This window comes from Salinibacillus aidingensis (assembly GCF_039522525.1).
Taxonomy (GTDB): Bacteria; Bacillota; Bacilli; order Bacillales; family Alkalibacillaceae; genus Salinibacillus; species Salinibacillus aidingensis.
The window spans coordinates 1-13,369 of sequence record NZ_BAAADO010000002.1; the positions used below are offsets into that span (position 1 = coordinate 1).

General features: G+C 43.2%; 15 protein-coding genes. 1 reads left to right on the forward strand and 14 read right to left on the reverse strand.

Going from position 1 to position 13,369, the window contains the following annotated elements:
- Window positions 1-276: 276 nt before the first annotated feature.
- The 13 genes from csrA to ABD006_RS03865 all read right to left on the reverse strand — a co-directional run bounded on the left by csrA (window position 277) and on the right by ABD006_RS03865 (window position 11,255).
- Complete coding sequence (csrA, locus tag ABD006_RS03805) at window positions 277-495, reverse strand: carbon storage regulator CsrA (RefSeq protein ID WP_343837791.1); 219 nt, start codon at window positions 493-495, stop codon at window positions 277-279.
- A complete protein-coding gene (gene fliW, locus ABD006_RS03810; RefSeq protein WP_343837793.1) occupies window positions 467-934 on the reverse strand; it encodes a flagellar assembly protein FliW in 468 nt (155 codons plus the stop codon). Before fliW ends, csrA begins: the two co-directional genes overlap by 29 nt.
- Before the next feature lie 38 nt (window positions 935-972).
- A complete protein-coding gene (locus ABD006_RS03815) occupies window positions 973-1,536 on the reverse strand; it encodes a DUF6470 family protein (protein WP_343837795.1) in 564 nt (187 codons plus the stop codon).
- Window positions 1,537-1,598: 62 nt separating this feature from the next.
- Window positions 1,599-2,504, reverse strand: a complete 906-nt coding sequence (gene flgL, locus ABD006_RS03820) for a flagellar hook-associated protein FlgL (protein ID WP_343837797.1) — start codon at window positions 2,502-2,504, stop codon at window positions 1,599-1,601.
- An 11-nt stretch (window positions 2,505-2,515) separates the two neighbouring features.
- Entirely contained in the window at window positions 2,516-4,156 is a 1,641-nt protein-coding gene (gene flgK / locus ABD006_RS03825) for a flagellar hook-associated protein FlgK (protein WP_343837799.1), read from the reverse strand.
- A 12-nt stretch (window positions 4,157-4,168) separates the two neighbouring features.
- Window positions 4,169-4,663 carry a flagellar protein FlgN gene (locus ABD006_RS03830; RefSeq protein ID WP_343837801.1) on the reverse strand — a complete coding sequence of 165 codons (495 nt, stop codon included), beginning with the start codon at window positions 4,661-4,663 and terminating at the stop codon, window positions 4,169-4,171.
- Window positions 4,664-4,676: 13 nt separating this feature from the next.
- Window positions 4,677-4,946, reverse strand: coding sequence for a flagellar biosynthesis anti-sigma factor FlgM (gene flgM / locus ABD006_RS03835; RefSeq protein ID WP_343837804.1), 270 nt, complete (start codon window positions 4,944-4,946; stop codon window positions 4,677-4,679).
- A gap of 70 nt (window positions 4,947-5,016) precedes the next feature.
- Complete coding sequence (locus ABD006_RS03840; RefSeq protein ID WP_343837808.1) at window positions 5,017-5,439, reverse strand: TIGR03826 family flagellar region protein; 423 nt, start codon at window positions 5,437-5,439, stop codon at window positions 5,017-5,019.
- Window positions 5,440-5,507: 68 nt separating this feature from the next.
- Window positions 5,508-6,191: a ComF family protein gene (locus tag ABD006_RS03845; RefSeq protein WP_343837811.1), complete on the reverse strand. Its 684-nt coding sequence runs from the start codon at window positions 6,189-6,191 to the stop codon at window positions 5,508-5,510.
- Between the two features lies 1 nt (window position 6,192).
- On the reverse strand, window positions 6,193-7,590 hold the full coding sequence (locus ABD006_RS03850) for an ATP-dependent helicase ComFA (protein WP_343837814.1): 1,398 nt from the start codon (window positions 7,588-7,590) through the stop codon (window positions 6,193-6,195).
- 155 nt (window positions 7,591-7,745) lie between these two features.
- Window positions 7,746-8,588: a DegV family protein gene (locus ABD006_RS03855; RefSeq protein WP_343838991.1), complete on the reverse strand. Its 843-nt coding sequence runs from the start codon at window positions 8,586-8,588 to the stop codon at window positions 7,746-7,748.
- 706 nt (window positions 8,589-9,294) lie between these two features.
- Window positions 9,295-9,975: a response regulator gene (locus tag ABD006_RS03860; RefSeq protein ID WP_044162986.1), complete on the reverse strand. Its 681-nt coding sequence runs from the start codon at window positions 9,973-9,975 to the stop codon at window positions 9,295-9,297.
- Window positions 9,976-10,115: 140 nt separating this feature from the next.
- Window positions 10,116-11,255 carry a sensor histidine kinase gene (locus ABD006_RS03865; RefSeq protein ID WP_343837819.1) on the reverse strand — a complete coding sequence of 380 codons (1,140 nt, stop codon included), beginning with the start codon at window positions 11,253-11,255 and terminating at the stop codon, window positions 10,116-10,118.
- 224 nt (window positions 11,256-11,479) lie between these two features.
- Here ABD006_RS03865 and ABD006_RS03870 point away from each other — a divergent pair, with 224 nt between their 5' ends.
- Window positions 11,480-12,112, forward strand: coding sequence for a YigZ family protein (locus ABD006_RS03870; protein WP_343837822.1), 633 nt, complete (start codon window positions 11,480-11,482; stop codon window positions 12,110-12,112).
- Window positions 12,113-12,753: 641 nt separating this feature from the next.
- Here ABD006_RS03870 and ABD006_RS03875 read toward each other — a convergent pair.
- Window positions 12,754-13,257, reverse strand: coding sequence for a VanZ family protein (locus ABD006_RS03875; protein ID WP_343837826.1), 504 nt, complete (start codon window positions 13,255-13,257; stop codon window positions 12,754-12,756).
- Window positions 13,258-13,369 lie beyond the last annotated feature (112 nt).

Sequence of the window (13,369 nt, forward strand, 5' to 3'; positions counted from 1 at the left end):
CCATCTTTCTCGAATGATTTGGTAATGATAAACCCTTCTAATCCTGGTAAAGAAATGTTAGAATTCAATTGCACGCATCTCCTTTTTGTGGTTGTTTGTTTATTGGTCTAAACAAAGTCTAACAAAATTAGGAGATTGCGTGTTTTTATTTGTCTGAATTTTTTCTGTACCCCAACATATATTTTAGAGCCATATTTTAGAGCCTTTTTTTATTTTTTCGTCCAAATAAAAAGCCTGATATTAATGTCCTTTAAAAACATTAATATCAAGCCTGCACTATTTCCCCGACAGTAAATCAATCACACCTCTCGTCAACTGACTCGCTGCCTTATTTTCTTCCTGTATCATCTGATAAATCTCCTGCCTGTGGATATCCACATGTTTAGGAGCATCAATCCCAAGTTTGATCTGATCCCCATCCACGCCAACAACTTTAATAGTAATGTCATCGCCAATTTGGATGGATTCACCGATTTTCCGCGTGAGTACTAGCATGGGCCTGTCCCTCACTTTCTGGCTGGAGTGGGTGCTTCGTTTTATAATTTGTATCGGTTAGAACGACCTGTTTTCCCCTATTATTTTTCACATTGATGACTACAGGTGCCTGCAGATTCAAGGTGGAATTTTTCAGAGAATCATGTAATGTCACGATCGAATAAACGGTAACATCCTCTGGTTTTTCAATCTCTAATTGACTGACGGTTCCCTGATCTAAATCAAACTCGTAATCCTGATAAGTAAAATACGGAACGGTTAAAACAAACGCCAATTCCCGTGTATGTACAGACTGCAAAATTTGAAAGGCCTGATTGTCGGGCAGGTTTAATAGCGTATATTCCTGTTCGTCCTGGAATCCCGGCAGGCCATTTTCAAAAGTAATCACCTTTTCCTGATCAATATTTATTTCGCCAAAATATAACGTATCAATTTTCATTTTACACCACTTCTTTTATAGAATTTGAGCTCTTATCTCTAAACCTTAATGGAGACAAAATCAATTTGCAAATCCGCATGCTGTTTCAATTGTGTTTCCACTGAACCAGGCTGATAATTGATGATGGGCTTTTGCGGCTGCACTGATATACTTGGTTCGTTCCGTTTGAATTCTGTCGTTACCTCAGCTGGATCAAAGTTAATTTTCACTGCGTTATGTGATGGAATCCAGCCGATGTTGAATTCCTTCATCGGTTCATATGCATTTCGTTTGGCCTGACTGGCAATAGGGTTGCCACCATTTTCGATTTTCATAAGTTCATCGCCTTCACGGGCCCGGCGTGCGGTTCCTTCCATAGCTGCCTGACGTCCGTCCTGGCCCAAGTTTCTGGCAAATTCAACAGGATTCACCATGCCCATGTCCCGCCAGGCCTGTGTTTGATCAATTGAGAGCTTGCTTGGTGTTTTTTGAATTTGCATATCCGCTTTCGGCTGTTCAATCGACAGGGTCGCCTTTCGCTGTTCGATTGATTGTGCAGCAGGGGTTTTATTTAGCTGGATTTTAGCATCCTGTGATTGAATACGTATTTGTGGTATGTTCAAGTTTATCCCTCACAATCCCAATTCAGATATGGAAAAAGCTATCTGATCAAGGCAGATAGCTCTTATCTTAAGAAATCCATTAATGTCGGCTGAATGATCCGGGCCCCTGTGGATAAAGCTGCCCGATGGACACTTTCCTGCGACTTCAGGTTCATAATCACTTTTTCCACATCTACATCTTCATTGTCCGATAAAACCTGGGTAGTGGTGATTTCCTGTGAGTTCAGGCGATTCTCAATCATGTCAACACGATTCATCCGGGCCCCGAGACTGGCACGTTCATTGACCACCTGATTAATGAAGCCATCGATGTTTTCAATGTGGTCATCTAATTGGTCACCGGTTTCTCCGGTTTCTCCACTTTCCAAATCTGTGGCGAAGTTTTCCAGGGCTTCCATCATGGATTGACCACTCTCGGAATCAACGAAAATATTGGATGGGTTCGTATTGACGCGAATTTTCACACCATCTGATACTTCAATGTTTACCGCCGCACTGTTTGCATTTGCAGTATCCAGATTTCCGTCCTTATCAAACCGGGGATTCGTAGTGGATGTCCCATTAAAAATATGTTTGTCATTCACCTTTGTATTTCCTAAATCGATCAGATGCTCTTTTAATTGGCGCACCTCTTTGGCAATATTTGCACGCTGGCCTTCTTCATACGAATCATTACTGGCCTGAACAGCCAGCTCCCTTGTCCTTTGAAGGGCCTTCGTCATTTTGTCCATGGCCGCATCGGAGTTGTCCATCCACGTATGAACCTCACCTAAATTACGCTGATACTGCTGGACTTCCGTTAGCTCTGTGCGATAATTCATACCCTTCATTGCCACAACAGGATCATCCGAGGGTTTGGTCACCTTTTTACCTGTACTGAGTTGCTCCTGATATTTTCCCATTCGTTCATAGCTGTTGCTTACATTCCGTAAAAAATTACTGCTGAGCATCGATTGCGTTACGCGCATGGGTCATTCACCTACCTTCCTACCAGTCCCATTTGGTTAATAATTCTGTCCAGCATTTCATCCACTGCAGTCATATTCCGTGCGGCCGCGTTATAGGCGTGCTGAAATTTAATCATGTTGGACATTTCTTCATCCAGAGACACCCCGCTGACTGATTGGCGTCTCGTTTCAACGGCCTGCTGCAGGGTACTCGCATTATCCGCCATACGGTTGGCCTCCTGAGCCTGGACCCCTAAGTCACCAATCATACCTTCATAGTAGCTTTGGACGGATGTGTTTTCACCTAAGAATGCGTTCACTTTTCCTTTAACATCAGCCAGAGCCTGAGCATTTTCCCCATTACCGAAGTATGAGCCTGCCTCGACCTGGTCCGGTGCCAGAGGATTGCCACTTTCATCGACTAATAAAGCGGCAGCAATATTGTCTTCACTGCTTTTAACGTCTGATGTCAGATCCATTTCCGATGCATAGCCAATATAGTCATCTGTTGAATAGGATCCTGTGTCAAAAAAGGCTCCACCCTGCTTTGGTAATCCATCTGTATTTTCTGTCAAAGTGTATCCTTTCTGATGCTGAATGTTAAAAGAATCTGCGAAAGCATAGGCTATCTTATCAATATCCTCAAGCATAGATACATAGATTCCTTCTGCTTCCTTTTGTCCGCTGTCAGTTTCGATCTGATAACCATGAGATTCAATCAGGCCTTTTAACTTTCCGTTCGATGAAAAATCAGATGGCGTAAAATCTTCCTGACCGATTTTATTTCCATCCTTATCCATCTGGTTAATTTGGATATTCGTTACAAGCCTCTGCCCGCTGTCATTATTTTTCACGGCAACATCCAGCTGATTGGCCACATTGTCCTTTGTTAATAGCGCGCCACCTTCTATCGCCTTCACTTCACTGTTCTGAAGCGTGATGGAAGCTATCCCCTGTGCAATATCCTTCGCGCTGTCACTGCTGGAGTTATACTCTACATCAATATTCACCATATTGGAGAGCTCATCAATCAGACGGTCACGCTCATCATACAAGTCATTAGGGAGATATCCATGGGGCTCTACGGCCTTGATTTGATCGTTCAAATCTTTTATCTGGCTGACAACCGAATTAATATCCTTCGTTGTTACGTTAATCTCATTTTCCAGATCCTTTTGCACAGCTGTTAAGGAATCGGATATGTAGTTGAAAGTATCCGCGACGGCAATCCCGCGCTGCTGAACAACGGAACGGGCACCTGAATCTTCAGGGTTTCCGGCAAGGTCATTTAAAGACTGCCAAAACTGGTCCATAGTGTCCGATAAGCCTGTTTCACTCGGTTCATTCATAATCTGCTCCATTTGGCTTAAAGCGTCTGCCCGTGATTCCCAGTAGCCGGTTTTATTATTTTCGGCCCGATATTGCAAATCAATAAACTGGTCCCGCACGCGCTGAACCGATCCTGCTTCCACTCCCTGTCCAATCTGTCCTTCAATTTCCGGACGGTTTCTTCCCATCGCCGGATAAGGACTGGTCTGTTCAAAATTCACCCGCTGGCGGGAGTATCCGGGGGTATTGGCATTGGAGATATTATGGCCAGTTGTACTTAAGGCACTCTGCTGGGTAAATAAGGCACGTTTGGCGACCTCTAATCCACTGAATGTTGAAGACATGCAAATTTCCTCCTAAGCTTTCGAGTCAAATACGGATCGGTTCTGGGCCGGATTTCCGAATTTCTGATTATCACTGTAATTCATATTTTTCATGGTAGGCTGAAGCATATCCAGGGATAACTCCACAAACTGCAGGGACTGCTGTAGTAAATCCTTATTCAGCTGCTCCTGCTGCTTCAATTCCGCTACGGTTACAACCATATTTTCAAAGATGGCATTGAGTTCGTCCTTCTCCTCACCATCCTCCAAAGTTTTCAGCATTTCTGACACCGTGTGTTCATGGCCGGCCAGTCCCTGCTGTAAGAACCATTGCTCCGTTAAGGCTACTCGTTTTTCTTCAAGTTGACGGACAGCTTGTACATGTTTATTTTCATTGACCAATAGCTTCTGGAAGGCATCGATCTTTCCTTCCTTCAATAAATCTGTTTTTTCATAGGAAAGCTTTAATAGACTTTCATGCAATGACTTTAACTTTGACATGATGGTGATCACTTCATGTGCTGACAAGCTGTCGTCCTCCTTATCCGCGGTTCGTCCAGAAATCAATCATTTTCTGTGCGGTTTCCTGATAGTTGATTTTATAATTTCCTGTTTGTACGTCATGCTTAATCTGCTGCACCTGCTTCTGACGGGCTTCTTTTACCTCATTGCCCTTCAGCATATTCTGTGCCTGGCTGGAAATTTCCAGTTTATCAGCAGCTGGCTTTGCCTGATTCGTGGCTTGCTGCTGCTTCTGATACTGTTTTTGATACGGATTCAGATGAGTCGAGTTGGATCCGTTAATTTTCATACATTTCACCTCTTTAATTACCGTTCCGTTCTTCTATTCAGTATATCGGCTAAGACATGAAAAAGTTTAATTAATGGCGCCTGAATTTTTGGTCCACATTAAAATACGTCCGGGATTTATCTTTCCCCTGTTGTTCCTTTATCGATTCAGCTGCTTCTTCCCTGGCTAAATCCCGCTGCAATTCATCACGGCAGTTCCCGCAGATTTTCCCTTCCTGAATAGGGTTCCCGCATCGTTCACAATCATAAGCGAGGTTGGGAAATTGACTGGTATGGAGACGTCTTTCCTTTACAAATTTCATAATCAGACGTTCCTCTACACCTGTTGCCTCAGCTACTTCAGAGAGTGTAGCCCGGCGATTTTCTTTTTTTCTTATATAACTATAAACCTTTTCAAAGGCTGCTTCCTCTTCCTTATAACATTGATCACAGACGCTTCGTGCTCCTTTAACAAACAACGCTCCACAGTTTGGGCAATTCGCTAATTCCCCCATGAGCTCTCCCTCCGTTCATTTCTCTATCTCTATTATATCTATAATATCGTCAGGGAACAAAAAATTCTTTAGCTTCGAATTAAGGTAAAGCTGTACACCTCAGGAGTGCCGTTGGATTTCAGGATGAAAGCTGCCCAGTGCAGGGTCGCACCGGTTGTGTAAAGGTCATCAATGAGGAGGACGGGGGACTGAACCGTTTGAGAAATCTGAAAAGGATTGGGGGACTTCAGCCGTTCAGCACGGGATTTTTTCGCCTGTTTTTCATTTTTTATTCTTGTCAGGGCAGGAGTTTGGGGCAAGTTCAGTAAACCCGCAATGGCTTCCGCCTGATTAAATCCTCTTTCCTTTTGTCTGGCTTCACTTAACGGAATCGGCACGGCCGTCAACTCCTGCTTTTGTAATTTTTCCTTATAACGCTTCTGAATGCTGTTCTTAAACATATGGACCAGCTCATAATCGCCGCGATATTTCCACTTGGCCATCACTTCCTTCATAAAAGGAGAGTAGCTGTAGACGGATACATTCCGCTTTAACACCCCTGAAAGGTTCGGATGGGATCTCCATTTCAGGCAGTCCGGGCACAGGTTCTCCTTTTCAGAGGGCCTTGAACAACCAGGACAGACGGATCCTTCAATCAAAGGGAGTTTTTCCTGACAATCTGCACAAAGCGGAGGGGGTTCTGCAAAAAATCGGAAAACATTCCCCCACGTAATTTCCGGAATCATTTCTTCATGACACCATAAACAGTACATCTCACTTCCTCCTTGCCAGCCGGTTCATCATCGTAATCATCTTCCTGGCTCCTTTCATTCCTTTCGTTAATCCCTGATGGAAGAAGACCACATCCCCATCAGGGTCCGCTGCATTTCTGCCGGCACGTCCGGCAATCTGTACGAGTGCGGCTTCATCAAAGACGTTGTGCCCCGCATCAATCACAGCCACATCAATGGAAGGAAACGTCACCCCGCGCTCCAAAATTGTCGTTGTGATTAAAGCGTTCATCTCGCCCCTGCGATAGTTCTCAATTTTATTGATTCGATCAGGGTCGGCTGCATCCACACATTCGATGCCCCTCATTTTGGACAGGTTTTCAGCCATCTCAATGGTTGGGACGAATAACAGGAATCGTCTTTTCTGGCGGTGCTTTTCCTGAATCCAGGCTTGAATCGTCTTAGGAAGCTTATTTTTGGAAAGAAGCTTTGCGAAACGGAAGGTGGAAACAAAACGGGGAATCGGGAGCGGATGCCCATGATAACGGGCGGGAACAAACACGACAGGTACCCACTGCAGCCGGGCCTTCCATTTCAGCCCTTTTCTTGGAGTTGCCGTTAAGTAAATCAGACTGGAGGATGTGCGCCTCGCCCGCTCAGAAGCAAAGAACAGGGATTTATCCGCATGGTAGGGAAAGGCATCCACTTCATCAATGATCATTACATCAAAAGCCGCTTCAAACCTGAGCAGCTGATGGGTCGTGGAGATTACAAGCTGAGCACCCTCCCTTTTTTCTTCAGACCCGCCGTACAGGGCCGAAATGGCTACATCGGGAAATGCCTCCCTAAACCGGGGAACAAGTTCGCGGACGACATCAGCCCTTGGTGTGGCCAGGCAGATTCGGTCTCCTCTCGTGATGGCGTCCGTTAATCCTTCAAACAGCATCTCGGTTTTCCCGGCTCCACACACCGCCCAGACCAGCAGCTGCTCACGGTCGGCCATGGCTACTTTAATTTTTTCGGAGGCGGCTTCCTGGAATTTTGTCAGGCTCCCATCCCATTGACAAGGATTCTCAACCTTTGGACTTGGCATTTCCGGGCCTGTCCATCTGTATAAGGGCTCAAACGTACTGACACGCCCCATTTCTATACATTTACGACAGTAGACAGCCTGGATGGGCCCTTGAGGAATTTTTCCAAGCCAGTGACGGCTCTGATTGCCGCAGCGTTTGCACACATGTCCGGTTATTGTTTCCTCAATGCCCGGGATTTCCTGAATATATTGTTTTATTATGAGATCCTGGAATTCTTCATCTGAGGCGGGGATTTCCTGTCGCAGTAAGAGCTTGGATTGGCAAAATACGGTGATTGGATATAAAGGGTGATCTGAGGGGATTAGCTCCGGGGACTCAGGAGAGTGTTCTGGTACAATAGTATTCATTTTTCAACACTCCTTTTGGGGATATAAGAGGAAAAGGGTTATTTAAGTGACTGCGGAAAGTTTTTTGTATATCTTTTCAATGAGAGGATTAATAGCAGACCCTGAGACGCTGCTCAGAGTCTGCATCTTGAAAGGATAAATCATATAATTGCTATTTATTTTTCATACCAGGTCAGTCCGATGGCGCCTTCCCCTAAGTGGGTTCCAATAACAGGGCCAAAATAGCTGATTTTGCAGGTTACGTTCTCATATTTGCTCTCCAGATCCTGCTTCCACTGCTTAGCTTCATCCTCGCGCTGGGAATGAATCACACAGGCTTCAATCTGTTTACCGCTACTGGCGTCCTCATCAAAAAGCTCACGCACCCGGTTTAAGGCCTTTTTACGTGTGCGGATTTTTTCAAATGGTTCAATTTGTCCATCAACAAAGTGCAGGATGGGTTTTACCTGAAGGAGACTTCCCAGCATGGCCTGGGCTGTATTCAGGCGTCCTCCCTTATGTAAATTGGTTAAGTCATCCACCATAAAATAAGCTTTGTTTGAGGCTTTTACTTCATCTAGTCGGGCAATGATTTGTTCTGGAGGGGTGTTCTTTTCTGCAAGCTCAGCTGCTTCAAGGGCCATAAATCCCTGTGCCATACAGCTAATCTCAGAGTCATACGCATAAACATCTAGATTTTCAACTGTCTCTCCTGCCGCAACGGTTCCCTGCAGCGTTCCACTGATGCCGCTGGAAAGATGAACCGCAATGACCGCGTCAAAATCCTCACTCAGCTCCTCCAACTTTTCTCTCACTAAACCAATCGATGGCTGAGAGGTCTTCGGAAGCTCCTCCACCTCGCGCATCTTCTGGTAAAATTCATCTGTCTCAATATCTACTTCCTCCTGATAGGATTCATTGCCGAAAATCACATTCAGGGGAACCATATATATATTCCACTTATCACGGAGATCCTTGGGAATATAAGCCGTACTATCGGTCAGCACCGCCGTCTTCACCATATTCACTCATCCTTCCCATCTATTTTTAGAATTCTCTATCTCTCATTTCCATTTGTACGTTATACCTTTCTAATATTTTACACATATTCATTAGAAATTGCATTAATGAAGACGGAATTTTATTGGAAAATGTGGAATCAGGTGTGGGGTTAGGGCTGAGGCGGTGGGGATTAGGGGTGATTTGGAGGCTGGGGTTGAGGTTTGGATTATTAGTGAGATTTTGGGATGAATTGGATGGATTTGGGCTTAATTCGGAATGATCACGACAAACGCTGCACTTATTGGGTGAATTGGATGGGTTCCGGCTTAATTCTTAATTATCTCGACAGTTCCCGCTCTTCCTGGACGAATCGTACATTTACCGGACGAATTCTCTTCCTCCAGTATAAATTCTCCCATTTCTGGTTTAATCATTTACAAAATTGGTTCAATTATTTCAGAAACTGGACGAATTATTCTCATTTTAGGTTGAATAATTACTAAGACAGGATAAATCCCGATTTTATCGGTTTAATACTGCGAATCTGGCTTAATTCGACTCTAACAGGCCGAATACTTGTATACACACAGACTCACTCACGCTCCCAAGCCAAATCAGACGCTGGTCCCGCCCCGAATCCTGCAGCACTACCATCATTCAAGCACAACGAAAAAACAGACCCCAACAAAAGGGTCTGTTTTCCAATTGATCTCTATTTATATCTTACTGCACTTCCACCCAGCCGTTCTTAATAGCCTGTACAACGGCCTGGGTTCGATCGTTGGCGTCCATTTTCTGCAGAATATTAGATACATGGTTTTTGACGGTCTTTTCACTGATATACAGCGACTCAGCAACTCCCCTGTTGCTTTTTCCGTCTGCCAGCAGCTGCAGCACCTCACACTCACGCCTCGTAAGCAAATGAAGAGGCTTGCGGTGCTCGGCCCTTTTCAGAGCATTGGCCCCATTGTTTCCGTTCGCCAATCGACGGTATTCCTTTACAAGATTGTGAGTAATTTTCGGATGCAGGTAAGATCCACCGTTATAAACGACTTTTATGGCATCTATAAGCTCGTCCGTTTCCATCTCTTTTAGTAAATATCCCTGTGCTCCTGTTTTCAGGGCGTGTGTGACGTAATTTTCATCATCATGGATAGACAAAATAATAACTTTTAAATCTGGGAATTGATTCACAAGATTTTTAGTGGCTTCAACACCGTTAATCGAAGGCATATTAATGTCCATCAACACCACATCCGGATGATACGTACGAACTAAGTCTATTGATTGGTTTCCATCATCACCTTCAGCAACCACTTCGAAATCTTCTTCAAAATCCAGAATGCGTTTAATGCCTTCACGAAAAAGCTTGTGATCATCAATTAATACGATTCTTGCCCCCACTTCTCCTCGACCTCCTGACGAAATAAAGTAATTCCAATCCGGATATGTATATAACTAGCTTAACTGATTAGTTTTCTCTCTCTATCCTTTTATTATACATGAGTCTGTTCCAACAATCTAACCCTTATTTAAATCCTCAGTTAATTTTTTAGTGGAACCTGAATGATAATTTTCGTTCCTTTTTGTGGTTCGGTATTAATTTGAAGCGTTCCACCGAGCATTTCGATTCGTTCTCTCATTCCAATCAGACCAAAAGAGGATTTTTCCTTTTCCTCCAGGTCAAACCCTTTCCCATTATCAGCAATAAGAATGTTGACCTTATCTATTTTCATTTCCATATGAACCTGAATAAGGCTTGCCTCCGAATGTTTCACTGCATTTTGAACGGCTTCCTGCACTAAACGAAAGAAGGCTATTTCATATTTTGATGCCAGACGCTGCTCCTGACCTCTTGATGTAAATTTAATATGTATGCCACTATGCTCAGAAACGGAGTCTAAATACTTGTTCAGTGTAGGATAAAGCCCAAGATCATCTAATGCCATTGGTCGTAAATCATATATGATGCGGCGTACTTCATACAAAGCTGTTCGGACAAACTGTCGAACCTGCTGAACCTCTTTAATTGCCTCTTCAAGTCCGCGCTCACGGAACGTTCTTTCAATCAGATCTGATCGCAGCATGACATTGGCCAGCAGCTGTGCCGGGCCGTCATGAATTTCTCTGGACAGTCTTCTTCTCTCTTCTTCCTGAGCGTCAATGATTTTTAGTCCAAAAGTCTCTTTTTCCTTGGCGGTTTCAATCGTGTCATAGACGTCCTGCAGATCATCGGTCAAATAATTTAAAACAACAGAGATTTTCCCCAGTAAATTCTCTGCCCTCTCCACCGTATTGGATATGGAGATTAACCGTTGCTCCAATTCACTGCGACGTGTCTTTAACTGTTCTTCCTTTTCTCTTAAAACGAACAACTCTGATTGAAGTTTGTGGGTTTCATCATAAACCTCTTTCACTTCAGCTTCTGGGTATTGATGAAAATTTTTGCTCACTTCGGAAAGGCGAACGCGGGCTTTCTTCACCTGTTTTTCCAGTTCATCACCCTCGTCAATAACATTTACGGCATCCGCTTTGACCTGTTCCAATTCCTTTTCCACCTGTTCATACTCTTTACGGGATTGCTCGCCTATCTCAAAAATTTCATCCTTACTATTGGTCACAACTGAAACCATATCTTCCAAAACCTTGTTCAGAGCATTTGACTCGACTTTAGAGCTAGTCATTTCCATTCCTCCAATTACACATTACGATAGACCTATATCTTTTTGTGGGGATTGACTACAAAATTCTTTTTCATTTATATGTTTCCGTTCCTGTGCTATTCTTTTACTTAATCATACTTTTAAGTAAGACCTTTCTTTAAATAGCTTTTTTTCCTTTAAATATTTTTATAATAAATATTAGCGACCATTACCATTATATTCTAATTAAACAGGAGGTCTAAATCTTGTTAACTAAATATTTTACTATAAAACAGGAAGGCTCGCACGAAATCGTCATTCAGAAATCCCGTTTTATTGGCTATGTAAAGCGCACGGAAACAGAGGAAGAAGCACAGGCATTCATCCAGCAGATAAAGAAAAAACATCATGATGCGACTCATAACTGTTCCGCGTATATGATTGGAGAGCGGAATCAGATTCAGAAGGCTCATGATGATGGGGAGCCTAGTGGTACAGCCGGTGTTCCTATGCTGGAAGTTTTAAAGAAAAAAGACCTGAAAGATACAACCGTTGTGGTAACCCGATATTTCGGTGGGATTAAGCTTGGTGCAGGCGGACTTATTCGTGCTTATTCCAATTCGACATCAGAGGCGATTGACCATGTCGGTGTTGTTAAAAGACAGCTGATGAAGCAAATGAAGGTTACAGCTGACTATACCCTTTTAGGCAAGCTTGAAAACCAGTTACGTTCATCTGATTATTTGTTAGAAACCATCGATTATTTAGATAAGGTTACCTTCCACGTTTATGTAGAATCAGGAGAGGAAGAAGCATTTACAGACTGGATGGTCAATCTCACAAGTGATCAGGCCGACATCGCTGAAGGGGATGAAACTTATATGGAAATAGAAATTTGAGGCTGTTCGCAGGGTTAGTGCCACAGCCGATGATTTCAGGTTGATAATCAGTGGGAGATTTTCCACTGATTTTTTATTGTTAAGAAAGGTTAACGATTGATGACTTCCGAATAGAATTCAGGGATGAAATGGCCACGTGCGGTTCCATATTACACTCAACTCTGTGAGAGGCTGAATTAAATCGAAAAAAACCGACAATATTTCCCGGGAAATGCTGTCGGTTTATGTATGTTTAATTTTTCGAGTTTTTGTCGGCAAATGGTTTTCATTTCATAAAGTGAAACTTCCATCAGTGGGGGGGCTCCATCCCCCACTGATGGTTAGTTGAACTTATCAGGAATTTACTGGCCGTTTATCCCCAAATTAGTCTTGCTGGGGTATCCTCAAGACTAATTGGGGGGGTACGGCCAGTTAATGCGTGATAAAAAAAGGGCTGCCCTTGTAAAGGCAGCCAAATACAGTAGCGTCTAGTTATTCCATAAAATGATCGAGGATGTCTTTATTGTAATATACCAAACCCCTTCAGGCAATGGTTTCAGGGTTGAGAAAATCATGATGAAAGTGGCGGTTTTTTCATCATTTCAAGAGGCGATTTTCTCAACTTTATCCATTGTAAGGAAATAAAACACTATTTTTTCAAGTTATTTCATCTTTTTTCCTTTTCTTTTCCTTAAATAAACAGAAAACATGCCATAGATGAACACACCTGCCACGGCCCCAATCGTATCAATGATGACATCCCCTATATATGGAGTACGGTTTGGGGTGATTCCCTGATGAAATTCGTCGAACACTGCATAGAGTACAGTGAGCAGAAAGGACCAACTCACCATCCATTTTGCCGGAAGCGCTGTCGATTTTTGAAAAGCCAGTATAAACAAAAACACAAGGATGAAAAACACTCCAAAGTGGGCTCCTTTGCGAATGAAAAATTCGACAAACCCATTGATCCCCAGTGCTTGTACACTGACCTCACTGTGATGATAAACAAAGGAAATCCGGTCCACAATCGGAATTAAAAATGAGAAGTCCATATATTCACTAAAGAAAGGCTTAAGATTCTGTTGTTCATAAGGCTGTGATGACGAGAAGAAAATAATCCCCATCCATCCGACTGGAAATAGCCAGTACCACCATTTCCTCATTGTATCTAACTCCTGTCCCTGTTATTTCTTCATTTATTGTAGCAGATATTCCGCGACACCATGAAAACATTTCCACTTTTAATATTCATAACCGTCTTTAAATATTGCTTTC

Bases quoted from the DNA above. Each gene is read 5' to 3' on its own strand.
- csrA (WP_343837791.1), bottom strand. From the start codon at position 495: ATGCTAGTACTCACGCGGAAAATCGGTGAATCCATCCAAATTGGCGAT.
- fliW (WP_343837793.1), bottom strand. From the start codon at position 934: ATGAAAATTGATACGTTATATTTTGGCGAAATAAATATTGATCAGGAA.
- flgL (WP_343837797.1), bottom strand. From the start codon at position 2,504: ATGCGCGTAACGCAATCGATGCTCAGCAGTAATTTTTTACGGAATGTA.
- flgK (WP_343837799.1), bottom strand. From the start codon at position 4,156: ATGTCTTCAACATTCAGTGGATTAGAGGTCGCCAAACGTGCCTTATTT.
- flgM (WP_343837804.1), bottom strand. From the start codon at position 4,946: ATGAAAATTAACGGATCCAACTCGACTCATCTGAATCCGTATCAAAAA.
- ABD006_RS03840 (WP_343837808.1), bottom strand. From the start codon at position 5,439: ATGGGGGAATTAGCGAATTGCCCAAACTGTGGAGCGTTGTTTGTTAAA.
- ABD006_RS03845 (WP_343837811.1), bottom strand. From the start codon at position 6,191: ATGTACTGTTTATGGTGTCATGAAGAAATGATTCCGGAAATTACGTGG.
- ABD006_RS03850 (WP_343837814.1), bottom strand. From the start codon at position 7,590: ATGAATACTATTGTACCAGAACACTCTCCTGAGTCCCCGGAGCTAATC.
- ABD006_RS03865 (WP_343837819.1), bottom strand. From the start codon at position 11,255: ATGACTAGCTCTAAAGTCGAGTCAAATGCTCTGAACAAGGTTTTGGAA.
- ABD006_RS03875 (WP_343837826.1), bottom strand. From the start codon at position 13,257: ATGAGGAAATGGTGGTACTGGCTATTTCCAGTCGGATGGATGGGGATT.